The organism is Plantibacter sp. ME-Dv--P-095 (assembly GCF_030209365.1).
GTDB lineage: Bacteria > Actinomycetota > Actinomycetes > Actinomycetales > Microbacteriaceae > Plantibacter.
Genome location: NZ_JARVSB010000009.1, coordinates 296,687 through 321,409, shown reverse-complemented (window position 1 = coordinate 321,409; position 24,723 = coordinate 296,687). Strand labels below are relative to the sequence as shown.

Genomic DNA, 24,723 nt, shown 5'->3' with positions numbered 1-24,723 from the left:
ATGGTGAAGAATGAACGGTTCATATATTAGATGGATCTGTAAGTGTCCGCAACAGCTGAAATGTCATATACTGAATTCGCCGTCGGTGCGACGGTCCCGAACCCGAGAGATCCGCTATGACCACGACCGTCCTGCACGTGACCGACTGCTACGCCGGCGGTATTCCCGTCGCCATCGAGGCCTACGTCCGCAACTCCCCGCCGGAGGTCGAGCATCATCTCCTCTTCGCGGCGCCCGACGGCGCGCCCGCCGACGTCCCCGTGGCGGGTACCTTCCGCTCGGTTCGTCGGATGGCGGGAGGGCACCTGCCGGCGCTCGTCGCGATCCGTCGGGCGCGCCGGGCCCTCCGGCCGGACATCGTCCACGCACACTCGAGCTTTGCGGGTGCGTACGCGCGACTCGCCCTGCGGAATTCCGCTCGGACGCGGATCGTGTACACCCCGCACTGCTACGCGTTCGAGCGGACGGACATCTCCGCGCTCGGTCGCAGCGTCTATCGCGGCGTGGAGTGGCTGTTGTCCTTCAACGTCGAGACGATCGCCGCATGCTCGGAGGGCGAGGCGGCCCGGTCCGATCGCCGTGGTCCGTTCGGGCCCCGGGTCGTCCTCGTGCCGAACGTGCTCGAGCGCGCCGAGCGGAACGCGCACCGCCCCGAGGTCGAGGCGCACCGTCCGCTTCGCGTCACGAGTCTCGGACGCCTTGCACCGCAGAAGGATCCCGCGCGCTTCGCGTCCGCGGCGGCGTCGATCCGCGAACGCGGCCTGGCGGTCGAGCCGGTGTGGATGGGCGGAGGGCCGGACGACGAGGCCGACCGCCTCCGCCGCGCGGGTGTCCAGGTCACCGGCTGGATCCCGCACCCCGAGGTCTCCTCCCGACTCGCCCAGAGCGACGTCTATCTGCACACCGCTGCCTGGGAGGGCTTCCCGCTCGCCGTGCTCGAAGCCGTCCAAGCCGGCGTCCCGACCCTCGTACGACGGATCGACGCCTTCGGCGACCTCCCGGACGCCCTCACCATCGAGGGCGGGCTCGAGACGATGATCGTCAGCCGACACGCCGGACCCGAGGCGTTCGCCGCCTGGGCTGCCGCGAACAGGGCCGGCTGGACGGAGCGGTTGCGCGATCACACCCCCGCCCACCAGCAGCTCGCCCTCGCCGACGCCTACCGCGTCCCGCAGGTCGCTTGATGCGCATCGCCGTCGTCCACTGGGGACGCACCGGTGCAGGGCCGCTCTTCGCCCAGGAGCTCGCACAGGCGCTCCAAGAGGATGGCGCCTCGATCGTCGTCTCCTACTCGCTCGACGCGGAGATCGCGGAACGGTTCACCGGACTCGGCGTGCCTGCATTCGGGGTCCGCACCTATCGCGACCGACGTGGCGCGCTCCTCGGTCTCCCGCGTCTCCTGGTCGCGACGGTCGGGCTCGACCGCTTCCTCCGGCGGCATCGGGTCGACGTCGTGGTGATCGCGATGGAACATCTCTGGCAGGGTGTGGTCGCCCCGGTGTTCCGGCTCGGCCGACGGCGTACCTTGCTCTGCGTCCACGATGCGACGATGCACCCCGGCGACCACTCGGGGATCGAGCATCTGCTGCGTCGCGTGGAACGCGGCGTCGCGGACGGGGCCGTCGTGTTCTCGAACGCCGTCGCCGCACAACTGGCCTCGCTCGGCGCCTTCCCGACCGACCGGATCCACGAGACCGTCCACGCCGCGTACCGCGTCGACCCCGGCCGCGCCGCCCGAACGGTCGGGTCCTCCGAGGTCCCGGTCGTCGGGTTCTTCGGCCGACTCTCCGCGTACAAGGGTCTCGACCTCGGCATCCGGGCCATCGCGGAACTCCGGTCGCGTGGGATCCGGGTCCGGTTCCGCGTCGTGGGATCCGGGGCCGACGAATCGGTCGCCGCACTGCGGCATGAGGACGACGAGGTCCAGAACCGCTGGGTCGCGCAGGATGAGATCGAAGGCGTCGTCGGCGGGTTCGACCTGGCCCTCCTGCCCTACACCGAGGCGAGCCAGTCCGGCGTCCTCGCGTACACCATGGCGCTCGGCGTCCCCGCCGTCGTGACCCCGGTCGGTGGACTCGCCGAGCAGGCGACCGCCTCCGGTTCAGCGATCGTCGCGACCAACGTGACGCCGACCGCGCTCGCGGACGCGATGGCGTCGGTGCTCACCGACGAGGAGTTCGCGAGGGCGCTCTCCGAGGCCGGAAGGGCGGCGGCATCGGGTTCGATGTCGTGGGCTCGTGTCGCGGCGGATGTCCGTCAGGCCGCCACGGTGGTCAGCCGCCGCTGAGCGCCGGTCCGTCGGCAGCCTGGCCGGACGGACGACCCGACGGAACGGCCCGCTCGCGCGTCATGCGTGAGCGGGCCGTTCGTGTGGTCACCCGAGACTCGGCGGCCTCGCCGAGCCTCCTGGCCTGAGGCTCAGGAGGAGGCACACGGCGACGACGAGCATCGGGGTGAGGTGGCGGAGGAACGAGCCGTAGTCGGGCTCGAAGATCGACTGCACGATGAGGAAGGCGAGCAGCGAGGCGAGCAGGCGGTTCTGGAACGGCGTCAGTGCCGGCGAGCCGGCGTCAGCACGACGGCGGGCGGATCGGATCGCGACGAGGAGGGACACCCAGATCACGATGAGCAGGACCGCGACGATGAGATAGATCGCGCCGCCCCGGAACAGTAGGGGGATCGGCACGATGAAGGAGCCGAAGGTCAGCACGCTGTTGACGAAGCCGAAGACCGGGCCCGTGCCTGGGACGAACTGGGTGATCAGGGTGTTCACGGACGCATTGCTCCGGTATTCGTTCACCGTGTGACGGAAGTGGTCGAGGTCGACACCGACGAACTGCGGGAAGACGACGGCGAGTACGGCGTAGAGCATGAGGATCACCACGAGGGTGGTCACCCAGCCGCGCCGCAGACGCAGCACGAGTCGAAGGGCGACGAAGACGCCGGCGACGAGGAACCAGTAGGTGCGGAAGGCCTCCGCATACAGCAGCATCGCGAGGATCGGCGCAAGCTCGCTCAGGATCCGGCTCCCACGGCAGAGGACGATGACGAGCACGACGCCCATCGTCAGGAGGTCCTTCGTGTAGGCACCGTGATAGATCGCGGCGAGGGCGACGCAGCTGACGATGATCCCCCAGTCCAGCCAGCCGGCTGACGACACCTGGGTCTTCCGAAGCGCCAGCGTGAGCGCGAGCAGGTAGCTCAGCACCCCGAGCATGGCGGCGAGCGCCGGCAGCTCGGCGAGTCCGAGCCATCGGTAGACCGCCGCGATGAGCTGGAACGACGCGTCCGCGTCGGCGAAGGTGCCCCGATTGACATTGATGATGGTGCCCTCGTCGTTCGAGAAGTGCGAGGGGAGCCCGGGGCGGTCGGCCGCCACCCAGGCGAGCGCGATGAGGGAGGCGACCACGAACACCCCGCCGCCGATGAGGCTGTGCTCGTCGGTCGGTCTGGGGGTCGCGTCGGGGGACCGGGGCTCCGCGCTGGCACGTGTCTCGATAGGCGTGCGCATGGGTCAGCCGGTGAAGGACCGCACGAAGGTGAGCGGGGGTTGGAGGTCACCGAACCACGTCTCCGCGTAGTTCGAGAGCTTCCGGTTGTTGTTGTCGATCGCGATGACCGGGCGTCCCATCTGGAGTGCGATGAGCATGGCGTGCAGGCGATCGGTCACGACCGTCTCGCCGCTGGCGATGGTCCGGACGGCCGCGGCGAATCGGCGTTCGGCCCGTCGCATCCACGCCTCCTGGCTGCTCTCCAGGAGCGGCTTCAGCATCGGGTACTTCGCCGCCCGCCACCCGAGCCACTCGTGGGCCCGCAGGTCCACGGGGTCCGCGCGCCAGTCGGTGCTCCTGGAGCCGACCGGTCTCCCTGCGGTCTCGTCGTCCGTCCGCGCGATCACGATCCTGCCCTGCGTCGGTTCCGGGGCGACGATGGCGCCCAGGAGGTGGACGGCGTCGGGGGAGAGCGTGAGGTCGTCGACGTGGTCGCGGACGAGGTCGAAGGAGGCCTGGTCGCGCACGGCCACCCGGAGTCGGCGGCGGGAGGCGAACCGTCGGACGAACGCCTCCTGGTCGGACGGTTCCGGGAAGACGACCGACTGGGGGGCTTGGATGAGGAGCGTTTCACGCGGGAGGTGCTCGGCGAGGTCGTACCGCGACTCGTTGAGGACGGGGTACAGGCCTCCGAGGTTGCCGCCGCCCTGGATGAGGACGGGGATGGCGGAGTCGCGCACGCGCCTCGGCATGGTGCCGACGCTCGAGGTGGTCCGCACGTCGATGCGGTGATCCCGCCAGAACTTCGCCTGCGCCAACGCGATGGCAGAGTCTCCGGCGTTCTTGTGGTCGGGGAACTGGGTGAAGTGCAGCTCGGTGACGCCTCGGTGCAGGTGGACGAACGCTGCCTCGGCGCGGCTGCGCATGGTCTCGAGATAGGACATGTTGCTCCATTCGGGTGGGGTTCGGGAGAGGGGAGGATCGAAGACTGGAACACCGCACTCCACATCTTGTATGCTAATATACTGCACGGATCGGTCCACGACAAGGTCGGCGGTCCCGCCGAGCGCCGCAGGCTGCTCGCCCCTCCCGTCAACCGACGCGAACCCGACCGCGCGTCAGGAAGCCCACCCGTCATGCCGTTCATCGCAGCCCGCCGATCCTGGGAGCGCCGGTTCTCCCGCGCCGTCCTCCTCCTCGACCTCCTCGCGGTGTGCGCCGCCCTCGGCGCGACACAACTGCTCTGGTGGGACACCTACTGGACGGGGGCGGTCGAGGTGGCCGGTCCGCTCGGCCACCTCGTGGTCGGGTACCCCGCGATCACCCTCGCGCTCGCGCTCGCCTGGTGGTTGCCACTGACGGACGCCCGGTCCAGACACCCGCGCGTCCTCGCGGGAGGATGGTCGCCGTACCGGCGGGTGATCCTCGTGACCACGACGGTCTTCGGCGGCTTCGCGATGAGCTCCTACCTGTTGAAGCTCGAGATCGGGCGCAGCTTCCTCCTGACCGCGCTGCCGCTCGGCGTCGTGCTGCTCGTGACGATCCGCTGGGCCGCGCGACGGCGCCTCCGTGCGCGACGGCGCAGCAGTGCGTTCGTCTACCGGACGCTGCTCGTCGGCGATCGCGACCACGCCGTGCACGTCGCCGAGCGAATGCGCCGTGGCGAGTGGGCAGGACATCGCGTGGTCGGCGTCGTGACGCCGGGCATCGTCGACGACGAACGCATCGCCGACGCGCCCGTCCTCGCCGGGCGTGCCTCGATCCTCGAGGCCGCCGTCGACGTCCAGGCCGACACGGTGATCGTCGCCGGTTCGGAGGAGCTCACACCTGCCGCGTTGCGTCGCCTCGGCTGGGAGCTCAGCGAGCGGGGCGTGCGGCTCATTATCGCCCCGACGCTCACCGGGGTCGCACCGATGCGACTGCACCTCCAGCCGGTGGACGGCATCCCGCTGCTTCACGTCGACTACCCCGAGATCACCGGCGCGAAGGCTGCGGCCAAGCGGACGTTCGACGTCGTCGGCTCGGCGGGTCTCCTCCTGCTGCTCTCGCCCGTCCTGCTCGCCGTCGCGATCGCGGTCATGACGACGAGCCGGGGCGGCGTGCTCTACCGCCAGGAGCGCATCGGCCTCCGCGGCCGCCCCTTCCAGATCCTCAAATTCCGCTCGATGGCCTCCGGCGCCGACACCGGTGCCGCCTTGGCGGCGCAGCAGCGTGCCGATGAGCTGCTCACCAAGCCGGAGCACAACCCGCTGGTGACCCCCGTCGGCCGCATCCTCCGGAAGTACTCGCTCGACGAACTGCCGCAGCTGTTGAACGTGCTCGGCGGTTCGATGAGCCTGGTCGGGCCGCGACCGCACCGCGACTGGGAGGTCGAGCGGTACGACCTGCTCGCCCGTCGGCGTCTCCTCGTCAAACCCGGCATGAGCGGCCTCTGGCAGGTCAGCGGGCGGTCCAGCCTCTCCTGGGACGACTCGGTCGATCTCGACCTGTACTACGTCGAGAACTGGTCGGCGGCCACCGACATCGGGATCCTGGCCAGGACGGTCCGCGCGGTCGTCGCCCCGGGGGCGGACGCGCGGTGACGGCCGGCGGTCACCGCTCGGGCAGCTTGTGGCGCCAACTGAGCCCGCCGGCACCGAGGACCGCGCAGACCACGAGGAGGAGCCAACCGCCGCTCGTGAGGAGGCTGCTCTCAGCGGCCCCGGACGCGAGCAGGGTCACGACGATGAGCGCAGCCCACACGTGCACGACACTCCGACGGTTGGTGGCCACGAACCAGGTCCGGACGAGCGCCAGACCGCCGAGGAGGAGGAAGAGGACGAGCCCGATCAGTCCGAGTTGCAGGGAGACGTCCAGGTAGGCGTTCAGCGCCGAGTCATTCACCCGGCCGAGACTCGCGTCGATGAGTCGGTAGGGGACCGCGTCCGCCACCCAGCCACCGGTCCAACCCCACCCGTTGAGTTCACTCGCGGCCGGTCGCCGCATCGTCTCCTGCCACAGGGCGTACCGCTGCTCGATCTCGAGCCCCAGTCCGAAGAGCCGGAACACCTCGGCACGGTTGAAGTAGCCGACGACCGCCACCAGTGCCAGCACCGCGAGCAGGACGAACTGCCACATCCGACGGAGTTCCGGTCGAAGCTGCCGGAAGACGTAGAGGACGGCGGTGGCGATCCCGAGGGTACCGGCGAGCAGCGCGATACTCGGCGAGCGCGTCCCGAGGATCAGGCCGGCCGCGAGCGCGATCGATCCGATCGTCACCCCGTGACGCACCGACCTGGTCCGCCACTCGACGACGAAGGTGACGAGCCCGATCAGTGCCGCGATCCCGAGCGCGCTCCGCGAACCGAACACGCCCTCGAGCGGTCCGCCGAGGGCGAGGTTGCCGCTGATCCCGAGGAACGGGAGCGGCGTGTCGATGAGGACCCCGCTCAGCACTTCGAGCGCGAGCGAGGCACCGAGTAGCGCTCGGAACGCGGTCCCCGTCGCACGCACGATCTGGATCGTGTCCCGGGTGAGGGCGATCACGATCGCGACGAACGCCCAGGCGAGTTGCTCGCCGATCGCCGGCCAGGTCGCGAGTGGCGTGGCGCTCCAGGCGATCGAGAGCGCGCTCCACGCGAGGAAGAGCAGGACCGAGATGGGCAGCAGCCCACGCCACTCGATGATGGGCAGCCGCGCCAGCAGGATCCCGGTGCCGATGGCCGCGAGACCGGCGAGCATGGCACTGAAGCCGGCGCCGCCGATGAGGCTCGTGACGAGGTGTTCGCCGAAGGCGGTCCCGATGGCGATGGTCGCGAAGGCGGCGGCGACCGGCGCGGAGGACAGGACGCGCGCCGCGGCGGAGAACGTGTCGAAGTCGGCCGGTCTCACGCCGCGCTCACCGGCTGAGGTGGTCGCGTCGGGGCGTGGATGCTCGCTCGGCCGGGCCACCGGTGTCGGTCACGGGCCAGGCCGGCTCCTGCTTGGTCTTGACGACGAGGAGGACGAGGAGGACCCACCCGGACTCGATGAGCAGTCGGCTTTCGGCGACGGACTGGACGACGAGCGAGACCGCGATGAGGACGGGTGCCAGCGAGAGTGCCGTGTACGGTCGGTGCGCGTCCAGGTCCACTCGCGGCCGGTCGACGGCGAGGAACCAGGTGCGGGTCAACATCGACAGGACGACCGCGGCGAACAGGACGAGGCCGACGACCCCGAGCTGGAACCACACGTCGAGCCACGCGTTGTGGGCCTGCAGCTGCCGGACGCCGCGCCGGATGACGAGATCGGTGAAGAGCGGCTCCCACGGTGCCCAGGGGCTCGAGAACCCCCAACCGACGACCGGCCGTTGTTCGATGAGGCGCCAGACCGTGGCCCAGATGTCGAGACGACCGGTGAGGTCGGGGCTCTTCCCGAGGAGGCCGAGCAGCTGCGTGCGGAAGGCGACCGCCACCACGGCCCCGACGACGGCGACACCGGCGATGGCGAGGTACACGGGCGTGCGGGCTGCTGGGCCACTCGCGCGCCGGATGGCGAGGGCCGACGCCAGGACGACAGCGGTGACCACCGCCGCGAGCAGGATCGTGGTCGAGAAGCTCAGCAGGAACATGGCCACCGAGAGCGCCAGTCGGAGGATCAGTGTCCATCGCCGCTCCGGGCCGGCGATGCCCGCCGCCGCATGCTGCTCGCGACGCGCCGCCAACCGGACGCCGAACACGATGATCCCGAGGAGGGCGACGACGGCGAGCAGGTTGGCGTTCCCGGAGATGCCCTGGATGCGCCCACCGGAGAAGAGGAGCTCACGCGACCAGTAGTCGAGCAGCGGCGGGTCGGCCGAGTCACCCGCGTAGAAGTTCGGGAGCAGCGGGTGACGGAGGACCGCAGCCACGAACAGCTCGAAGAGGAGGGACAGGGCGAGCAGCCAGGTCACGGCGCGCCCGAGGACCCGGAGGACCTCCGGCCAGGTGAAGCAGGTGGCGAGGGTCAGCCCGAGGATCGTGCAGAGGGCCGCGCCGAGGAGCGTCGCAGCGGTGCCGCTCGGATAGGCGGACCAGGCCAGGGACAGGACCGCCAACGCCCCGTAGCCGACGAGCGACCAGGGGATCCTGGTGCGCTGCCACCTGGGACGGACGACGACCATGCAGGCGAGCGCCGCACCACCGGCCAGGAGGGCGACCGCCGTGTAGCCCCAGATCGTGAACAGGTTCGTCCAGAACGTCCCGGCCAGCACCGCGAACGTCGCGAACACGGCCACGTGTCGGACGACGATCGCACGCGTGGTCAGCGTCGCCGGCGGGCGGGGCGGGGCGGGTTCGGTCGGCAGCATCGTGCCCCCAGGGTAGCGGCTGCCGCCAGGACCGACGCCCTGCCCCGGACGGTCGATCAGACGAACGCCGCGGTGCCGGTGATGGCCCGTCCCACGATGAGGGCGTTCATCTCGCGCGTGCCCTCGTAGCTGTAGAGCGCTTCGGCGTCCGCGAAGAACCGGGCGGCGTGGTAGTCGAGCACGATGCCGTTCCCGCCCATGATCTCGCGAGCCCAGGCGACGGTCTCGCGCATGCGGGCCGTGCAGAAGGCCTTCGCGAGGGCCGAGTGCTCGTCGCGTTGCGTGCCCTCGTCGAGCATCTGCGAGACGCGGACGCACATCGCCATCGACGCGGTGATGTTGCCGAGGCACTTCGAGAGGAGGTCCTGGATCAGCTGGTGGCCGGCGATGGGCTTGCCGAACTGCACCCGCTCCTTCGCGTAGGCGACCGCCGCCTCGTAGGCGCCGACGGCGACGCCGACGCTCGACCAGGCCACGCCGGCGCGCGTGAGACGGAGGACCTTCGCGGTGTCGCGGAAGGAGTTCGCGTGTTGGAGCCGGAGGCGTTCCGGCACCCGCACCTCGTCGAGGGTGATGTCGGCGTTCTGCACCATGCGCAGACTGATCTTCCCCTCGATCTTCGTCGCGGAGTATCCGGGGGAGTCGGTGGGGACGATGAACCCCTTCACCTGGCCGTCGGCCGTGTCCTTCGCCCAGATGATGGTGATGTCGCTGAAGGTCGCGTTGCCGATCCACCGCTTCGAGCCCGAGAGGATCCAGTCGTCGCCGTCACGGGTGGCCGTGGTCCGGAGCCCCTGCGCGCTGTCCGAGCCGGACTGGGGTTCCGTGAGCCCGAACGCCCCGAGCACCTCACCCGACGCGAGCTTGGGCAGCCACTCGTCCTGCTGCTCCTGCGAGCCGCATTCGCTGATCGATCCCATCGTGAGTCCGTCCTGCACCCCGACGAAGGTTGAGATGGACGCGTCGATCCTGGACAGTTCCATCGACGCGAGGCCGCGGAACACGGCGCTGTTCTCGAACGGGGTCGTCTGGGGCCAGGCCCATCGGGCGACGTCGAGCTCGAGCAGCGGGGCGATGAGGTGCTTCGGGAACTCCGCCCGCTCCCAGTACTCGTTCACGATCGGCTTCGCCTCGGTCTCGGCCCAGGCGCGGAGCCGGGCGATGGCCTCCTGCTCGGGGGCCGTCAGGAGGCTCTCGAAGCCGTAGAAGTCGCTGGCGAGGGGTTCGAAGATCATGGTCCGTTGCTCCATTGCGTCCGCTGGCGCCGGATCGGCGTCTCCGCAAGCCTAAGCAGGTGTGCTCGGCATCGACAGCGGCTTGGTAGTTTGGTCCATGGTGCCGGGCGACCGCGTCGCGCGGCTTGTAGGACGACGCCAAGCGGCCCCAGGGTCCGGCTGGCGCGTCATCTCGTCCGTCGAAAGGGCCCCACCATGTTCGTGCCGCTCCGTGCCACTCCTCGTGACTACGCGTGGGGGTCGCCGACCGCGATCGCGGAGCTGCTCGGGTCCGAGCCCTCAGGACGTCCGGAGGCGGAACTCTGGCTCGGTGCACACCCCGGGGCCCCGACGCCGATCGCGGATCCGTCGACGGTGGGAGGACACGCCGACCTCGAGCGCTGGCTCGCCGCGGATCCCACCGCGCTCGGCGGACGAGGCTCGCTGCCGTTCCTCCTCAAGGTCCTCGCGGCGGCCCATCCGCTCTCGTTGCAGGCCCACCCCGATCTCGGGAGGGCCGCCGCGGGGTTCGCCGCCGAGAACGCGCGAGGCGTGCCGATCGACGCCCCGCACCGCAACTACAAGGACGCCCTCCACAAGCCGGAGCTCATCGTCGCGCTCCGGGACGGCTTCGAGGCGCTCTGCGGGTTCCGCGAGCTGGCCGCGACCGACGCCCTGCTCATCGAGCTGGTGGCCTCGGCGCCCGACCCGGCTGCTGCGGCGCGCATCAACATGCTCCGGGGCATGGTGGCCGCCCCCGACGGGCTCCGCGACACCGTCCGGATCCTGCTCGAACAGCTCCCCGGCGGGCTGCTCGACGCCCTCGTCGTGTCCGCCGCGGCTCCCGGTTCTGGTGCGTTCGACGCGGAGCGTGCCCTGGTCGGACGACTCGCGGAGGAGTATCCCGGCGATCCCGGCATCGCGGTCGCGCTGCTGCTCAACCTCGTCACGTTGCGAGCGGGGGAGGCGCTCTACCTCCCGGCTGGCAACATCCACGCCTACCTCCGCGGCATCGGTGTCGAGCTCATGGCCGCGAGCGACAACGTCCTGCGAGGCGGGCTCACCCCCAAGCACGTGGACGTGCCCGAACTCCTGGAGGTCCTGGAGTTCGAGCCTCGGCCGGTGCCGTGGCTCACCCCGACGGACCTGGGCGGGGGGCTCAGCCTCTTCGTTCCGGACGTGCCGGATTTCGAGCTGCTGCGGGTGGACCTGAGCGATGGGCCGGCCGAGCAGGAGTCGTCGTTCCGACTCCCTGGGCCCGGGATCGCGATCGTCACCGACGGCTCGGTGACGATCGACGGAGCGACCTCGTCCATCGAGCTCGGTCGAGGTGGCTACGCCTTCATCACGCCCGACGAGGCGGAGCTGCGCTTCTCCGGGACGGGGACCCTCTTCCTGGCGACCACCCAGGGCTGACCGCCCGGCCGATTGGTCCGATCCACGCGGCTCAGGCGCTCTCCCGGACCCCGAACCTGCGCCGGTAGGCGGCGGGCGTGGTGCCGAGGACGCGGTCGAAGTGGTGACGGAGGACGGCCGCGGTGCCGAACCCGGTGTCCGCGGCGATCCGTTCGACACCGTGGTCGGTGCGTTCGAGCATCTCCTGGGCTCGGAACAGGCGTTGCCGGTTCAGCCAGGCGGCAGGCGTGCTGCCGAGCTCCGAGCGGAAGCGGCGAGCGAAGGTCCGCTCCGACATGTGTGCCTGCCGTGCGAGACGCCCGATGGGCAGGTCCTCGGCGAGGTGGTCGAGCATCCAGTCGACGACCGGTGCCAAGGACTCGCACTGCTGTGCCGCGACGGGGGAGAGGACGTACTGCGCCTGCCCGCCGTCGCGCTGCGGCGGGACGACCATTCGGCGGGCGATGACGTTCGCGCTCGCCGCGCCGTACTCCTGTCGTACGAGGTGCAGACACGCGTCGATGCCGGCAGCGGTTCCTGCGCCCGTGATGACCTTGCGGTCCTCGACGAACAGCACGTCGGGGTCGACGGTGGTGCCCGGGAACATCGTCTGCTGCTCGCTCGTGTACATCCAGTGGGTGGTGCTCCGGCGACCGTCGAGCAGTCCTGCGTGACCGAGGACGAACGATCCACTGCACACGCTGAGGACCCAGGCACCCCGCGCCTCCGCCGCTCGCAGGACGTCGAGGTAGGCCTCGTCGACCGGTCCGCCGCGCGATCCACCACGACCGGTGATCACCACGAGGTCCGCCTCGGCCGCGAAAGACAGGTCGTCGTCGACGATCATGTCGAAGCCGCGCGCACCGTCGTCGCTCAGATTCATCCGGACCGGACCGGGGTCCTTCGTGACGATGCGGAGGTCGAATGCAGGGCCGCCCTGGTCCGATCGGTCGATGCCGAAGACCTCGCAGACGACGCTGAACTCGAACGGCTGCAGCGCCGGGATGGCGAGCAGGGCGACCTTCGACAGCATGGGACCTCCGGGTGATCGTTTTGGCAGAAATGTGCTGCTGTACGCCCATCCTGCCACTGGTGGCAGTTTTTCACCATTCATAGAGTTCCAGACATGTCCATCATCGCACTCGTCGTCGGCCTCATCATCGTCCTCGTCGCGGTCGTCGCCTCCGCGGCGACCCTCCGTGCCGTCCTGACCGACGGCTATCGCCGTGTCCCCACACGCGCCGCCGTCCGACGCACGCGCCTCCAGTAGTCTGGTCACTCCGTCTGCAGCACGGCAGATGGAGGACTCCCTGGAGGAAGCATCGTGACGTGGCTGGTGACGGGCGGGGCCGGGTACATCGGCGCCCACGTGGTTCGAGCGTTCCAGGCCGAGGGGATCGACGTGGTCGTCCTCGACGACCTCTCCAGCGGGCACGAGCGCTTCATCCCGGCGGACGTGCCGTTCGTCCGCGGCACCCTGCTCGACGGCTCGGTGCTGGAGCGGGCGTTCTCGGAGTTCGAGCTCAGCGGTGTGGTCCACGTCGCCGGATACAAATACGCGGGCGTCTCCGTGCAGCGCCCGCTGCACACCTACGCCCAGAACGTCACGGCGACCGCGATGCTGCTCGGAGCCATGGAGGAGCACGGCGTGGAGCGCATCGTCTTCTCCTCGAGTGCTGCGGTGTACGGGACCACGGACGTCGACCTCGTCACGGAGGACACGCCCAAGGCCCCGGAGTCGCCCTACGGGGAGTCGAAGCTCATCGGCGAGTGGCTGCTCAGTGACCAGGGCGTCGCGACCGGGCTGCGTCACACCTCGCTGCGCTACTTCAACGTCGTCGGTTCCGGGACGGACGAGGTCTACGACACCAGTCCGCACAACCTGTTCCCCCTCGTGTTCGACGCGCTCCTCGCCGGTCGTACGCCGCGGATCAACGGGGACGACTACCCGACCCCCGACGGCACCTGCGTCCGCGACTACCTGCACGTGGCCGACCTCGCCGCCGCCCATGTCGCCGCGGCGAAGCGCCTCGACGCCGGCGAGCCCCTCGAGCCGGCCTACAACCTCGGCAGCGGGGACGGGTCGAGCGTCGGGGAGATCATGACCGCCATGGCCGAGGTCACGGGCATCGACTTCACGCCCGAGATCATGCCGCGTCGCGCCGGCGATCCCGCACGGATCGTCGCGTCGGGAGCGCTCGCCGCTCGCGATCTGGACTGGCGGATGCGTCACGACCTCCGGCAGATGGTGGAGAGCGCGTGGCGGGCGCGCCGCGCCGCCTCCTGACCTCGATCGGGGGCGCGATCGTTCCCGTCACCCAGTTCAGGTGACACGCGGCGCGTCGCGAACCCTCACCTCGTGATTGAGGCTTTACGATGTGCGACTTGACTCGACCATAACTACAAGGGTGTAATTATGTATCGCGCCGCGTGGCGCAGGGTACGAGCAGTTGGGGAGACGGTATGGCAATTCCTGAGTATCGTGCCGGGGTACCCGACGACTGGTTCGTCGATCCGGTCAATCTGGGAGTGCCCGGCGTCCGTCAGCCGGCTGCCGACGGCGAGGACGACACCCAGCTCTCCTGGCAGACGGACGCACTCTGCGCCCAGACCGACCCTGAGGCCTTCTTCCCGGAGAAGGGCGGCTCCACGCGCGACGCCAAGCGGATCTGCACGAGCTGCGACGTCAAGTCACAGTGCCTCGAGTACGCGCTGGCCAACGACGAGCGCTTCGGCATCTGGGGCGGCCTCTCCGAGCGCGAGCGTCGCAAGCTCCGCAAGCGCGCCGTCTGACCGGTCGACCGACCCACTTCACCCGCCCGTCCGCCACGCGCAGCCCGCCCGATCCGGGGCGCGCCCGTCCGGTTCCCGGCCTTCCGCGCTCGCCCGCTTAGTCTGATTCCGATGTCTCCCCGAGTAACGGCGATCCTCGTGGTGCGTGACGGCTCAGCGTCGCTCGCACGCACGCTCGACGCCCTCAGTGCCCAGACCCGTCCGGCGGACGGGATCATCGCCGTCGCCACCCGCAGCAGCGAAGCGACGATCGCCGAACTCAGCCGGGTCCCCGGGATGAAGCTCGTGACCTCGTCCGAGGACCTCAGCTTCGCGCAGGCCGTCGCGGCCGGCGTCCGGGTCACCGACCAGCCCGAGGACGCCGAGCAGATGCTCTGGCTGCTCTCCGAGGACACCGCGCCGGAACCCACGGCGCTCGCCGCACTGCTCGGCGCCCTCGAGGTCTCACCGTCGGTCGGCGTCGCCGGTCCGAAGATCCTCGACTGGGACGACGCCTCCTTCCTCCGTCGCTACGGCGAGACCATCACCTCGCTCGGTGCCGCGGTCCCGGTGGTCGAGGACGAACTCGACCAGGCCCAGCACGACACGATGAACGACGTCATGGCCGTCGGCCCTGCCGGCATGCTCGTGCGCCATCAGCTGTGGGACCAGTTGGGCGGCTTCGACCAGGCGCTCGTCGCCGACGACGCGCTCGACTTCTGCATCAGGACCCGTCTCGCCGGCTTCCTGGTCGCGGTCGTGCCGACGGCGCGCGTCGCCTCGGCGGGGGAGGGCATCGCCGGACCCTCCTGGTCGAACCGGCTGGGAGCCCGCCGTCGCCGACACCGCCAGGCCCGCGCAGCCCAGCTGCACCGCCGACTCGTCTACGCGCCGGGGATCATGGTCCCCGTGCACTGGCTCAGCCTGGTGCCGCTCGCCATCCTGCGGGTCATCGGCCACTTCGTGAAGAAGCAGCCCGAGCTCGTGCTCGGCGAGCTTTCCGCGGCCTTCGCGGTCGCCTTCTCGGGGACCAAGGTCCAGAACGCGCGTCGCCAGCTCGCGAAGAACCGGACCCTCGGGTGGTCCAGCATCGCCGGCCTGCGCATGCGTCTCGACGAGGTGCGGCGGAAACGCGCCCTCGCGAGGGAGGCGACGCAGATCGGGTTCATCGGTGAGGAGCGCGACCTCCGCTTCTTCTCCGGCGGAGGCGCCTGGGTCGTCCTCGCCGCCGCCGTCCTCGGTGCCGCGATCCTCGCCCCGCTCCTCGGCGCCTCGTTCATCACCGGTGGTGGGCTCCTGCCCCTGTCGTCGACGGTGGGCGAGCTCTGGCAGCACATCGGGTTCGGCTGGCGTGACGTCGGACTCGGGTTCGTCGGCGCCGCCGACCCGTTCAACGCCGTCCTGGCGGTCCTCGGGTCCATCACGTTCTGGGAGCCGTCGTTCTCCCTCGTCCTGCTCTTCCTGCTCGCCCTCCCACTCTCGGCGCTCGGCGCCTGGTTCGCGGCGACGCGTCTCACCGAGCGCGCAGGCCCCCGTGCCGTCGCCGCATTGCTGTGGACCCTCGCGCCGACGCTGCTGACCGCGCTGGCGGACGGACGTCCGGCGGCGGTCATCGTGCACGTGCTGCTGCCCTGGCTCTTCTACGCCGGCGTGGTGGCCGCACGTTCCTGGGCCGCTGCGGGTACGAGCGCCTTCCTGTTCGCCGCGATCGTCGCGAGCGCCCCGTCGTTGGCTCCGGCCCTCCTCGTCATCTGGGTCGTCGCGATGGTCTTCGCGGGCCGGGGCATCGCGAGGGTCGCGCTCGTCCCGATCCCCGCCGCCGCGCTCTTCGCCCCCCTCGTCTGGCAGCAGGGTGTCCACCGCGGCAACTGGCTCGGGCTCCTCTCCGATCCGGGCGTGGTGACGCCGGCGACGGCAGCCTCCGGCTGGCAGTTGTCCCTCGGCTTCCCCGGCGGCAGCCTGGGCGGCTGGAGTCAGGTCGCCGCATCGCTCGGCCTGCCCGGCATGACCCCGGTCATCGTGATTCCGGCGCTCTTCGCGCCGCTCGCGATCGTCGCCCTCCTCGCCCTGTTCCTGCCCGGTTCCCGGCGCGCGGTCCCGCTCCTCATCGCGGCCTTCCTCGGGCTCGTCTCGGCCGTGTTCGCGACGCACCTGTTCCTCACCTCCACGGCCGGGACCGCCGTCCCGGTCTGGGCCGGTGCTGCGATCAGCCTCTACTGGCTCGGCATCGTCGGCGCGGCCACGCTCGGACTCGACCGGATCCCGCGTTTCCGCGCGGTTCCGGGGCTCGTGATGGTGCTCGCAGCCGTGGTGGTGGCGGTCCCGCTCGCCCTCGCCCAGCCGCTCGGCACGTCCGTCGTCCGTGAGAGTTCGGGTCGCCAGCTGCCGGCGTACGTCACGGCGGCGACACAGACCGATCCGCGTCTCGGGACCCTCGTGATCACCCCGGGCGACGACGGGACCATCACCGCGGTCGTCATCCGCGGCCAGGGGGAGACGCTCGACGGGCGATCCACGATCGTCCAGAGCTCACCCGGCGTGTCCACCGACGACCGGATCGTCGCAGAGCTGGCCGGCAACCTCGCGTCGCAGAGCGGGCTCGACCCGACGGAGACGCTCGTCGAACACGGCATCGCCTTCGTCCTCCTCGCTCCGACCGTCGAGGGCGCCGAGCAGACGGTCGCCGGACAGACCGCCGGACGGGCGGCGAGCGCGCTCGACGCCAACGCCGCGTTGGTCGCGGTCGGCGAGACCACGAGCGGGACGCTCTGGCGGACGGTCGCCGATGTCGGTTCCGGCCCCGAGGTGCCGGAGACGAACGTGCTCGGCATGCTCATCGGTGTCGGGTTGGGTGTGGTCTTCCTCATCACCCTGCTCCTCAGCATCCCGAACGGCGCGTCCCGCGACGGGTATCGCGCGGGTTCGCGGAAGCCGGCGAAGCTCAAGGGTCGCTCGGCTCGGAAGGCTGCGGCCGCCGGTTCCGCCGTCGCCGTCCTCGACGACGGCGCAGCCGGATCGTACGACGACGAGGAACCGACCGGCGATCTCGACGACGAGTCCTCCACGGACGCACCGGCGAGCTCAGGACAGGGTTCCTCCGGTGTGGCGAAGCCACGCTGGTGGCGTCGCGGAGCCGCACCCGTCACGGCACCCGCTCCGACGCCGACCTCCGAGATCGACGCGGACCCCGACGTCCCGGTCGACGACGCCCCGGATGCGGTGACGAGCGCTGATGAGCCCGCTGCGGCACCGACGACTGATGCGCCCAGCAGCCACGCGGAGCCCGTCGACGGCGAGCCCGTCGAAGACGAGCCGGTCGAGGCCTCGGAGACCACCGACGGGCGAGACGACCCCGCGACGGAGCCGAATGGCCCGAGCGACGCGTCCCCCACCGCAGACACCACCCGCCGGGACGTCCCGGGAACGGAGCAGCCGCATGCCCAGTAAGCGCGGAGTCGCCATCACCTCAGGGCGCATCGTGACCGGGCTGGTCGGGATCGGGATCGCCGCGGTCACGATCGCCGCCGCCGGACAGCTGACGCTGCCGACCGTCGAGATCGCGCCTCGCGACATCCGGGTCACGCCTGTCGCCGGCGACCAGTCCCTCGTGTGCCCCGGACCGCTGCTCGCCCTCGCGCAGGACGCCACCGCGGCGACCGCCGCCGGATCCTTCGGGCCGGCGAGCGTCGACTTCGGCGCGAAGGGGGTCACCCCGACCACCCGTGACCTCGGTGCCCCCGACAACACGAGCGGCGCGGCGGACGGCGGACCGGCCGTCATCACCGTGCCCGGTGCGACCGACGGGAGCGCCACCCCCGTCAGCGGAGCGCAGTCCCAGATCGCGGCCGAGGCGGACGTGGCCGGCCTCGCCGCAGCCACGTGCACGCCGGCGTCGGCGGAGAGCTGGCTCGTCGGCGGTTCGAGCGACATCGGCCGCACCACCCTCATCCTCCTCGGCAATCCCTCCGCCGTCGACGCGAACGTCACCCTCGAGGTCTTCGGGGCCGCCGGACGCATCGACGCCCCAGGGGCCGCCGGGATCGTCGTGGCCTCGGGCACACAGCGGGTCGTCGCGCTCACCGGGCTCGCACCGAACGAACCGACGCCGGTCGTCCGCGTGACCAGCGAGGGTGGCCAGGTCGCCGCAGCGCTGCAGCAGAGCACCGTCCGGGTCCTGACACCCGGTGGTGTCGAGGTCCAGGGACCGACCGCCGCGCCGGCCACCGACCTCGTCGTCCCGGGCCTCGTCGTCTCGGCTCCGGCAGCGCCCGGCGCGAGTTCCGACACCGCATCGGTGGACGACCGGGCCACGGCCCTCAGACTCTTCGCTCCGGGCGCCGAAGCGGCGGACGTCGTGATCACGGCCACGCGCGAGAACAGCAAGGACGAGCCGATCGTGGTCGACGCGACCATCCAGCCGGGTGTGCCGGGCGAGATCGCCCTGGCCGGGTTGCCCGCGGGTGAGTTCTCGCTCGAGATCACCTCGACCGAGCCCGTCGTCGCGGCGGCCCGCTCCAACTCGCGGAGCGGCGCGCTCGAGGACTTCGCCTGGTTCGGGGCGACGCCCGTCCTCGACGACGAAGCGGCCTTCACCGTCCCCACCGGCCCGGGGCAGAAACTGCACGTCTTCAACCCGACCGGGTCGGAGGCGGCCGTCACCCTGACGGACGCCGACGGCACCGAGACCTCGGCCAAGGTCGCCGCCGGCGCCGGTGCGACGATCGGGGTCGCCGCGGGCCAGAGCTACGTGCTCGCAGGCGCCGACGGTCTCCACGCCTCGATCAGCCTCGCGGCGCCCGGCCGGTTGACTTCGTCACCCGTCGTGCCGCCGAACCCGCTGGCGGCCCCGATCAGCGTCTACCCGCGCTGAGCGTCGCCCGCGACTCAGAGGAAGCGGTAGCGGTCGGGACCGAGGTCCCAGGGGTCCTTGCCGAGCAGCTCGGCGACGGCCCGGAAGACGCAGCTCTCGACCATCATGCGCTGGTGGAGTTCGTCGTTCCGGTGGAGTTTGCTCATGCGCTGGATGGGGAGGCGGTAGAGGATGACCCGGCGGCGGGCGCGGTCCACGAACCAGCGGTCCACGCCGTCCGTGCCGGAGTTCTGCGCGGGCATCGCGCCGACCTCGAAGCGCACGTCCGCGAGTTCCGCAGGCCACGCGCCGCGCAGGTAGTCGGCGGTCGTCGCGACCGTCAGGTCGAACTGGTCGATCCGGGTGTCGATCGGCGGGACGTCAGGCCCGACGACGCTCGAACGTCCGTTGCGGCCGTGACGCGAGCGGCGCCGCGAGAGCGCACCTCGCGTCTCCTCGTCAGCGTCCGCCATGCGTCCAGTCTAGGCGTGGTCCAGCGGGGCGGCCCGACCCGGGAGGACGGCGAGCCGGAGCGTCCGATCCGCACCCGGGCGTTACGCTGGAGCAAATGGTAGACAGGATGTGTTCCAAGGTCGGGTGCTCACGCGAGCCCGTCGCGACGCTGACCTACGACTACCGGGACTCGATGGCGGTGCTCGGCCCGCTCAGCATCGAGAAGAGCCCGCACAGCTACGACCTGTGCTCCATCCACGCCGAACGGCTGAGCGTGCCGCAGGGCTGGCGCGTCGTGAAGCACAGCGTGCTCGGCGACGTCGGCTACGGTTCCTGACCGGTCGACGGCGTCGACATGAAGGGCCGCGAGTGCCGGCGGTCTGCGAGAATGGCTGCATGAGTTCTTCCGCACCGACCGCCCCCACGACCACCCTCCCGTACAAGGTGGCCGATCTGTCGCTCGCCGAGGCCGGCCGCCACCAGCTCCGCCTCGCCGAGAACGAGATGCCCGGCCTCATGGCCCTCCGCGAGGAGTTCGGCGCGAGCCAGCCCCTCGCCGGAGCCCGGATCGCCGGCTCGCTGCACATGACCGTGCAGACCGCCGTGCTCATCGAGACGCTCGTGGCGCTCGGCGCCCAGGTCCGTTGGGCGAGCTGCAACATCTTCTCCACCCAGGACGAGGCCGCAGCGGCCGTCGCGGTCGGACCGCACGGCACCGTCGACGCGCCGTCGGGCGTGCCGGTGTTCGCCTGGAAGGGCGAGACCCTCGAGGAGTACTGGTGGTGCACCGAGCAGATCTTCGACTGGTCGACGGAGGCCGCCGCGGCAGGAGCCGACTGGACCGGACCGAACCTCATCCTCGACGACGGTGGCGACGCGAGCATGCTCGTCCACCAGGGTCGCCGGTTCGAGCTCGCCGGCGCCGTCCCTGAGACGACGGCGACCGACAGCCACGAGTACAGCATCGTGCTCGACGTCCTGCGTCGCTCACTCGCCGGGAGCACCGATCGATGGACGAAGGTGGCCGCCGACATCCTCGGCGTGACCGAGGAGACCACCACCGGCGTGCACCGCTTGTACGAGCTGGCGAAGCAGGGGGAATTGCTCTTCCCCGCGATCAACGTCAACGACTCGGTCACGAAGAGCAAGTTCGACAACAAGTACGGCATCCGCCACTCCCTGCCCGACGGTCTGAACCGCGCGACCGACGTGCTCATCGGCGGCAAGGTCGTCTTCGTCGCCGGGTACGGCGACGTCGGCAAGGGTGCGGCCGAAGCCCTCCGCGGGCAGGGCGCGCGCGTCATCGTCTCCGAGGTCGACCCGATCTGCGCGTTGCAGGCCGCGATGGACGGCTACCAGGTCGCGACGCTCGAGAGCGTCGCCTCCGAGGTCGACATCATCGTCACCTGCACGGGCAACTTCAACGTCGTCACCCTCGACCACATCCTGGCGCTCAAGCACCTCGCGATCGTCTCGAACGTCGGACACTTCGACAACGAGATCGACATGGCCTCGCTCGAGGCGCTCGAGGGCGCCGAGAAGATCGAGATCAAGCCGCAGGTCCACGAGTGGCGTCTGCCGACGGGCCGCAGCGTCCTCGTGCTGAGCGAGGGTCGCCTGATGAACCTCGGCAACGCGACGGGTCACCCGTCCTTCGTCATGAGCAACTCCTTCACCAACCAGGTGCTCGCGCAGCTCGAGCTCTGGACCCGGATCGAGGAGTACCCGATCGGCGTGTACGTGCTCCCGAAGCACCTCGACGAGAAGGTGGCGCGACTGCACCTGGACGCACTCGGCGTCCAGCTGACGACGCTGACGGGTGAGCAGGCCGACTACATCGGCGTGTCCGTCGAGGGCCCCTACAAGGTCGACCACTACCGCTACTGAGCGGCCTCGCCGGTTCCCCGCCTCAGCGGTCGGGGAACCGGTGCGGCTGTCCGCTCAGCACCGGCTGCAGCAGGGCCAGCCGCTGGCGGGCGGCGAGTTGGGCCTGGTACTCCCGCTCCCGACGCACGACCGAGACACCGACCAGGAACGCCTCGGGCGGCGCGATCGGGAGCGGCGAGACGTACCGCGACACCTCTGCGGCGAGTTCGGCCGCGAGTCGGGTCCGGGTCGCCGGGGTCAGGGCGCCCGCCTGCTTGAGGAACTGTGTCACCCGACGGGCGAGTGGATCGGGCAACCGGGCGACGTCCGCTCCCGCGGCCCACGGCGCGAGCTGAGCCGGGATCATCGCCACCGGCTCGACCACCCTCGGCATCCGTTCGCGTTGGCTGTACGTCCCGGCGAGGACGTCACCGAGCCGCTTCGAGCGGGCACTGAGCAGGCCGGAGAGTGCGGCGATCCCGCCGGCGGTCAGGTAGATCTCGAAGTACCCGGTCAGGGCGCGGATGAACGCGTGCCGGAACCCGGGCGCTCCGCCGTCGTCACGGACGATGCGGGCGCCGACGGCGAGTTTGCCCAGGGAACGACCTCGGGTGGCGATCTCGACGGCGGCGGGCAGGACGACGAGGCAGAGGACCGTCAGCCCGAGCACGATCGCGGTGAACATCGCCGTGTCCATGGCGACGCCGGAGAGGAGCCACGAGAACATCGCCAGCATGAGGCCGACGAAGACGAGGATCGACACCGCGTAGTCGATGAGTGCGCCGGCGGCCCGCAGGATGAACCCGGTGGGCCGGACGTCCAGAGCGACCGCCTCACCGGTGATCAGCTCGGTGCCGTCGTCCACCGACGACTCGTGCAGGGGGACCCGGGCCGGTTCGGACATGTGGACCATTCAAGCAGATGCGTGGAGCACCGGTCACGGAGCGTCCCCACCGCGTAGCATGGCTCCGATGGACCTCGACGCCTACTCCGCAGCCCACCGTCAGGAATGGGACCGCCTCGACGCGCTCGGCAAGCAGCGCTTCTTCAGCGGACCGGAGGCGGACGAACTCATCGACCGCTACCAGGCCGGGGCGACGCAGCTCTCCGCCATCAAGACGACGGCCGGGTCGACGCTCGTCGGCGACCGCCTGTCCGTGTCGCTGTCGCGGGCACGACTGCGGTTCACCGGGGCGAGCGCCAACGTGCTGTCGAGCGTTCCGCGCTTCTTCGTCCTGGCGCTGCCCGCCGCGCTCTACCGGGTCCGCTGGGTGACCCTCGCCGTCGCCGTCGCGACCGTCGTCATCGCGACCCTCTACGCCGTGTGGATCGCGGGCAACCCGCAGGTCCTGGCGAACCTCGGCACGGACGCGCAGCTCAAGCAGTACGTCGAGGACGATTTCGTCGCCTACTACTCCAACAACCCGGCGGCCAGTTTCGCCGGTCAGGTGTGGACGAACAACGCCTGGATCGCCGCGCAATGCGTGGCGTTCGGGATCAGCGGGGTGTGGGTGCCGTACATCATCGTCACCAACGCACAGGGTGTCGGCCAGGCCGCCGGGCTCATGTTCGCCTACGGCAAGGGCGACGTCTTCTTCGAGTACATCCTCCCGCACGGCATGCTGGAGCTCACCGCGGTGTTCGTCGCCGCAGCGGCCGGCTTGCGGATCTTCTGGGCCTGGGTCGCTCCGGGACCGCGGACGCGGGGGCAGGCGCTCGCCGAGGAGGGCAGGTCCCTGTTCACGATCGCCATCGGGCTCGTGATCGTCCTGTTCGTCTCCGGGCTGGTCGAAGGGTTCGTGACCCCAGCTCCCTGGCCGTGGGCCGTGAAGATGCTCATCGGCGGGGGAGCGCTCGCGGCATTCCTGCTCTACATGTGCTGGTTGGGCGGGATCGCCTACCGCTCGGGTGAGCGCGGCGACCTGGCCGAGTTCGAAGCCGGCGCGAAGCGCATCGTCGCCGGCTGAGCCTTATTCGCCGGCTTCGGACCGTGCGCGACGCTCGGCGTTCCGGGCGTTGACCCGGGCGTTCTCGGCGTTGACCTCGGCGTGCACCGCACGCTCCTGCACGAGCCAGGCCGGCAGGGTGCGGAGGAGTTCTTGGATCTGCTCGGTCGTCAGTGCCTCGGTGATCTCAGCGCGAGCGAGACCCGACGTCGACACGCCCAGCTTGCGAGCGACGACGTCCCGCGGGTGCGGGCCGTTCTTCCGGAGTTCGACCAACCAGTCGGCCGGGTGTGCCTGCAGCTCGAGGAAGGCGGACCGCGTGATGGGCTCCTCCTGGAACGATGCCGGCGTCGCCGGCAGGTAGACCCCGAGCTTCTTCGCCGCGGTTGCCGGTTTCATGATCTGTTCGCTCGCGCACATCCGCTCAGCGTACCTCCCCGGAGCGCCGGCCCCCAACCGATCGCTCCGTCCCCCCGACCGCCCTGCAGTAGTGTGGCAAGCCGAGCAGTGGAGGCTTCGATGGACAGGCAGGACGACCAGGGCGACGATTCCCACGTCGACATCGATGCCGACGGTGTCGATCGGGACGCCGAAGCCGTGACGCCGGCGTTGACCGTCGCGTTCGCCCGGGGCGTCAATCCCGGGAAGTGGGCCCGCATCTGGAACGAGCGGCGGCCGGACGACGAACTCCGCCTGGTCCGCGTCGACCTCGACGAGCAGCGGGAGGTCCTCCGGTCGGGTGCGGCGGACGTCGCGCTCGTGCGTGTGCCCATCGACACCGAGGGCCTCAATACGATCGCGCTGTTCGAGGAGCTCCCCGTCGTCGTGTTCGCGAAGGGTGCAGCGCTCGGTGAGCATGACGAGGTCGAGACCGCCGCACTCGCCGAGGAGCAGCTGATCATGGCACCCCTCGTGCTCGGGTGGGCGGACCAGGCGGACGCTCTCGGGTTCGCGGAACCGGCCACGCCGCTCACCTCGGATCCGGAAGCGGCGATCGAGCTCGCGGCCTCCGAGGTCGGCATCGTCGTCGTCCCGCAGTCGGTGGCCAGGCTCCACCAGCGGAAGGACGTGGAGTACCGCCCGATCGTCGACCTGCCGCCCGTGCCGGTGCTGCTCGCGTGGCGTCGGGACCGCGAGGACGAGGCGCTCGAGGAGTTCATCGGCATCGTCCGAGGTCGGACGGCGAACAGCTCACGCCGGAGCGCTCCGGCCGAGACGCCGGCCACGCCTCCTCCACCACCGAGCGGGAAGCGCCGGAAGGCACCGAAGGCCGGCTCGACACCGGGCACCGCAGCCGGGACGAGCCGCGGCGCCCAACTCGCTGCGCGGAAGGCCAAACAGGAGGCACTCGCCCGCGAGCGCCGCAAGAAGCGCAAGGGCCGCTAGCTCGAGGTGGTTCCGCGCCGACGACGCGTGATCCGTCGGGCGAGGT

22 protein-coding genes are annotated in these 24,723 nt (G+C 70.6%); 13 read left to right on the top strand and 9 right to left on the bottom strand.

Annotated features, from left to right (window positions below; all coding sequences use genetic code 11):
* Nucleotides 1–116: 116 nt before the first annotated feature.
* Nucleotides 117–1,184, top strand: coding sequence for a glycosyltransferase (locus tag QRN26_RS13640; RefSeq protein WP_285037205.1), 1,068 nt, complete (start codon nt 117–119; stop codon nt 1,182–1,184).
* A complete protein-coding gene (locus QRN26_RS13635) occupies nt 1,184–2,287 on the top strand; it encodes a glycosyltransferase family 4 protein (protein ID WP_285037204.1) in 1,104 nt (367 codons plus the stop codon). Before QRN26_RS13640 ends, QRN26_RS13635 begins: the two co-directional genes overlap by 1 nt.
* 87 nt (nt 2,288–2,374) lie before the next feature.
* On the opposite strand, the gene QRN26_RS13630 is transcribed toward QRN26_RS13635, so the two are convergent.
* Nucleotides 2,375–3,511 carry a hypothetical protein gene (locus tag QRN26_RS13630; RefSeq protein ID WP_056781685.1) on the bottom strand — a complete coding sequence of 379 codons (1,137 nt, stop codon included), beginning with the start codon at nt 3,509–3,511 and terminating at the stop codon, nt 2,375–2,377.
* A 3-nt stretch (nt 3,512–3,514) separates the two neighbouring features.
* Complete coding sequence (locus tag QRN26_RS13625; protein WP_056781687.1) at nt 3,515–4,435, bottom strand: polysaccharide pyruvyl transferase family protein; 921 nt, start codon at nt 4,433–4,435, stop codon at nt 3,515–3,517.
* 192 nt (nt 4,436–4,627) lie between these two features.
* Between QRN26_RS13625 and QRN26_RS13620 the strand changes: the two genes are divergently transcribed.
* Nucleotides 4,628–6,073 carry a sugar transferase gene (locus QRN26_RS13620; protein ID WP_056781688.1) on the top strand — a complete coding sequence of 482 codons (1,446 nt, stop codon included), beginning with the start codon at nt 4,628–4,630 and terminating at the stop codon, nt 6,071–6,073.
* A 10-nt stretch (nt 6,074–6,083) separates the two neighbouring features.
* Here QRN26_RS13620 and QRN26_RS13615 read toward each other — a convergent pair whose 3' ends face one another.
* The 3 genes from QRN26_RS13615 to QRN26_RS13605 are packed head-to-tail and all read right to left on the bottom strand — an operon-like array spanning nt 6,084 to nt 10,031.
* Nucleotides 6,084–7,361: an O-antigen ligase family protein gene (locus tag QRN26_RS13615; RefSeq protein WP_157580020.1), complete on the bottom strand. Its 1,278-nt coding sequence runs from the start codon at nt 7,359–7,361 to the stop codon at nt 6,084–6,086.
* A gap of 7 nt (nt 7,362–7,368) precedes the next feature.
* On the bottom strand, nt 7,369–8,796 hold the full coding sequence (locus tag QRN26_RS13610; RefSeq protein ID WP_285037203.1) for an O-antigen ligase family protein: 1,428 nt from the start codon (nt 8,794–8,796) through the stop codon (nt 7,369–7,371).
* Nucleotides 8,797–8,852: 56 nt separating this feature from the next.
* Nucleotides 8,853–10,031 (bottom strand): acyl-CoA dehydrogenase family protein, encoded by a 1,179-nt coding sequence (locus QRN26_RS13605; protein ID WP_056781692.1) that lies wholly within the window; start codon nt 10,029–10,031, stop codon nt 8,853–8,855.
* A 195-nt stretch (nt 10,032–10,226) separates the two neighbouring features.
* Between QRN26_RS13605 and manA the strand changes: the two genes are divergently transcribed.
* Nucleotides 10,227–11,426, top strand: coding sequence for a mannose-6-phosphate isomerase, class I (gene manA / locus QRN26_RS13600; protein ID WP_285037202.1), 1,200 nt, complete (start codon nt 10,227–10,229; stop codon nt 11,424–11,426).
* 31 nt (nt 11,427–11,457) lie between these two features.
* On the opposite strand, the gene QRN26_RS13595 is transcribed toward manA, so the two are convergent.
* Nucleotides 11,458–12,438 (bottom strand): GlxA family transcriptional regulator, encoded by a 981-nt coding sequence (locus tag QRN26_RS13595; RefSeq protein WP_285037201.1) that lies wholly within the window; start codon nt 12,436–12,438, stop codon nt 11,458–11,460.
* Nucleotides 12,439–12,531: 93 nt separating this feature from the next.
* Between QRN26_RS13595 and QRN26_RS13590 the strand changes: the two genes are divergently transcribed.
* The 5 genes from QRN26_RS13590 to QRN26_RS13570 all read left to right on the top strand — a co-directional run bounded on the left by QRN26_RS13590 (nt 12,532) and on the right by QRN26_RS13570 (nt 19,047).
* Complete coding sequence (locus tag QRN26_RS13590; protein ID WP_285037200.1) at nt 12,532–12,675, top strand: hypothetical protein; 144 nt, start codon at nt 12,532–12,534, stop codon at nt 12,673–12,675.
* Between the two features lie 54 nt (nt 12,676–12,729).
* Complete coding sequence (gene galE, locus QRN26_RS13585; RefSeq protein ID WP_056781695.1) at nt 12,730–13,692, top strand: UDP-glucose 4-epimerase GalE; 963 nt, start codon at nt 12,730–12,732, stop codon at nt 13,690–13,692.
* A gap of 176 nt (nt 13,693–13,868) precedes the next feature.
* A complete protein-coding gene (locus tag QRN26_RS13580; RefSeq protein WP_082456139.1) occupies nt 13,869–14,198 on the top strand; it encodes a WhiB family transcriptional regulator in 330 nt (109 codons plus the stop codon).
* Between the two features lie 111 nt (nt 14,199–14,309).
* Entirely contained in the window at nt 14,310–17,624 is a 3,315-nt protein-coding gene (locus QRN26_RS13575) for a glycosyltransferase (protein ID WP_285037199.1), read from the top strand.
* Nucleotides 17,614–19,047 carry a DUF5719 family protein gene (locus QRN26_RS13570; RefSeq protein WP_056781699.1) on the top strand — a complete coding sequence of 478 codons (1,434 nt, stop codon included), beginning with the start codon at nt 17,614–17,616 and terminating at the stop codon, nt 19,045–19,047. The genes QRN26_RS13575 and QRN26_RS13570 overlap by 11 nt, the downstream gene beginning before the upstream one ends.
* A 14-nt stretch (nt 19,048–19,061) precedes the next feature.
* Here QRN26_RS13570 and QRN26_RS13565 read toward each other — a convergent pair whose 3' ends face one another.
* Nucleotides 19,062–19,499, bottom strand: a complete 438-nt coding sequence (locus QRN26_RS13565; protein ID WP_056781701.1) for a metallopeptidase family protein — start codon at nt 19,497–19,499, stop codon at nt 19,062–19,064.
* Between the two features lie 107 nt (nt 19,500–19,606).
* Here QRN26_RS13565 and QRN26_RS13560 point away from each other — a divergent pair, with 107 nt between their 5' ends.
* Complete coding sequence (locus tag QRN26_RS13560) at nt 19,607–19,816, top strand: DUF3499 family protein (protein ID WP_369796492.1); 210 nt, start codon at nt 19,607–19,609, stop codon at nt 19,814–19,816.
* 59 nt (nt 19,817–19,875) lie between these two features.
* Nucleotides 19,876–21,366, top strand: a complete 1,491-nt coding sequence (ahcY, locus tag QRN26_RS13555) for an adenosylhomocysteinase (protein WP_056012687.1) — start codon at nt 19,876–19,878, stop codon at nt 21,364–21,366.
* A gap of 22 nt (nt 21,367–21,388) precedes the next feature.
* Here the strand turns inward: ahcY and QRN26_RS13550 are convergent, their stop codons facing one another.
* On the bottom strand, nt 21,389–22,249 hold the full coding sequence (locus QRN26_RS13550; RefSeq protein WP_056012684.1) for an RDD family protein: 861 nt from the start codon (nt 22,247–22,249) through the stop codon (nt 21,389–21,391).
* 67 nt (nt 22,250–22,316) lie between these two features.
* Here QRN26_RS13550 and QRN26_RS13545 point away from each other — a divergent pair, with 67 nt between their 5' ends.
* Nucleotides 22,317–23,312: a stage II sporulation protein M gene (locus QRN26_RS13545; RefSeq protein ID WP_056013428.1), complete on the top strand. Its 996-nt coding sequence runs from the start codon at nt 22,317–22,319 to the stop codon at nt 23,310–23,312.
* Between the two features lie 3 nt (nt 23,313–23,315).
* On the opposite strand, the gene QRN26_RS13540 is transcribed toward QRN26_RS13545, so the two are convergent.
* The gene (locus tag QRN26_RS13540; RefSeq protein WP_285037198.1) at nt 23,316–23,711 is read right to left on the bottom strand and encodes a DUF5997 family protein; all 396 of its coding nucleotides are present in this window, start codon (nt 23,709–23,711) and stop codon (nt 23,316–23,318) included.
* Nucleotides 23,712–23,810: 99 nt separating this feature from the next.
* Here QRN26_RS13540 and QRN26_RS13535 point away from each other — a divergent pair, with 99 nt between their 5' ends.
* Entirely contained in the window at nt 23,811–24,677 is an 867-nt protein-coding gene (locus tag QRN26_RS13535) for a LysR family substrate-binding domain-containing protein (protein WP_056012679.1), read from the top strand.
* Nucleotides 24,678–24,723: the final 46 nt, after the last annotated feature.

Bases quoted from the DNA above. Each gene is read 5' to 3' on its own strand.
- ahcY (WP_056012687.1), top strand. From the start codon at position 19,876: ATGAGTTCTTCCGCACCGACCGCCCCCACGACCACCCTCCCGTACAAG.
- QRN26_RS13595 (WP_285037201.1), bottom strand. From the start codon at position 12,438: ATGCTGTCGAAGGTCGCCCTGCTCGCCATCCCGGCGCTGCAGCCGTTC.
- QRN26_RS13580 (WP_082456139.1), top strand. From the start codon at position 13,869: ATGGCAATTCCTGAGTATCGTGCCGGGGTACCCGACGACTGGTTCGTC.
- QRN26_RS13625 (WP_056781687.1), bottom strand. From the start codon at position 4,435: ATGTCCTATCTCGAGACCATGCGCAGCCGCGCCGAGGCAGCGTTCGTC.
- QRN26_RS13605 (WP_056781692.1), bottom strand. From the start codon at position 10,031: ATGATCTTCGAACCCCTCGCCAGCGACTTCTACGGCTTCGAGAGCCTC.
- QRN26_RS13550 (WP_056012684.1), bottom strand. From the start codon at position 22,249: ATGTCCGAACCGGCCCGGGTCCCCCTGCACGAGTCGTCGGTGGACGAC.
- QRN26_RS13570 (WP_056781699.1), top strand. From the start codon at position 17,614: ATGCCCAGTAAGCGCGGAGTCGCCATCACCTCAGGGCGCATCGTGACC.
- QRN26_RS13560 (WP_369796492.1), top strand. From the start codon at position 19,607: ATGTGTTCCAAGGTCGGGTGCTCACGCGAGCCCGTCGCGACGCTGACC.
- QRN26_RS13545 (WP_056013428.1), top strand. From the start codon at position 22,317: ATGGACCTCGACGCCTACTCCGCAGCCCACCGTCAGGAATGGGACCGC.
- QRN26_RS13535 (WP_056012679.1), top strand. From the start codon at position 23,811: ATGGACAGGCAGGACGACCAGGGCGACGATTCCCACGTCGACATCGAT.
- QRN26_RS13640 (WP_285037205.1), top strand. From the start codon at position 117: ATGACCACGACCGTCCTGCACGTGACCGACTGCTACGCCGGCGGTATT.
- QRN26_RS13630 (WP_056781685.1), bottom strand. From the start codon at position 3,511: ATGCGCACGCCTATCGAGACACGTGCCAGCGCGGAGCCCCGGTCCCCC.
- QRN26_RS13610 (WP_285037203.1), bottom strand. From the start codon at position 8,796: ATGCTGCCGACCGAACCCGCCCCGCCCCGCCCGCCGGCGACGCTGACC.
- QRN26_RS13540 (WP_285037198.1), bottom strand. From the start codon at position 23,711: ATGTGCGCGAGCGAACAGATCATGAAACCGGCAACCGCGGCGAAGAAG.
- QRN26_RS13620 (WP_056781688.1), top strand. From the start codon at position 4,628: ATGCCGTTCATCGCAGCCCGCCGATCCTGGGAGCGCCGGTTCTCCCGC.
- QRN26_RS13575 (WP_285037199.1), top strand. From the start codon at position 14,310: ATGTCTCCCCGAGTAACGGCGATCCTCGTGGTGCGTGACGGCTCAGCG.
- QRN26_RS13635 (WP_285037204.1), top strand. From the start codon at position 1,184: ATGCGCATCGCCGTCGTCCACTGGGGACGCACCGGTGCAGGGCCGCTC.
- QRN26_RS13565 (WP_056781701.1), bottom strand. From the start codon at position 19,499: ATGGCGGACGCTGACGAGGAGACGCGAGGTGCGCTCTCGCGGCGCCGC.
- QRN26_RS13590 (WP_285037200.1), top strand. From the start codon at position 12,532: ATGTCCATCATCGCACTCGTCGTCGGCCTCATCATCGTCCTCGTCGCG.
- manA (WP_285037202.1), top strand. From the start codon at position 10,227: ATGTTCGTGCCGCTCCGTGCCACTCCTCGTGACTACGCGTGGGGGTCG.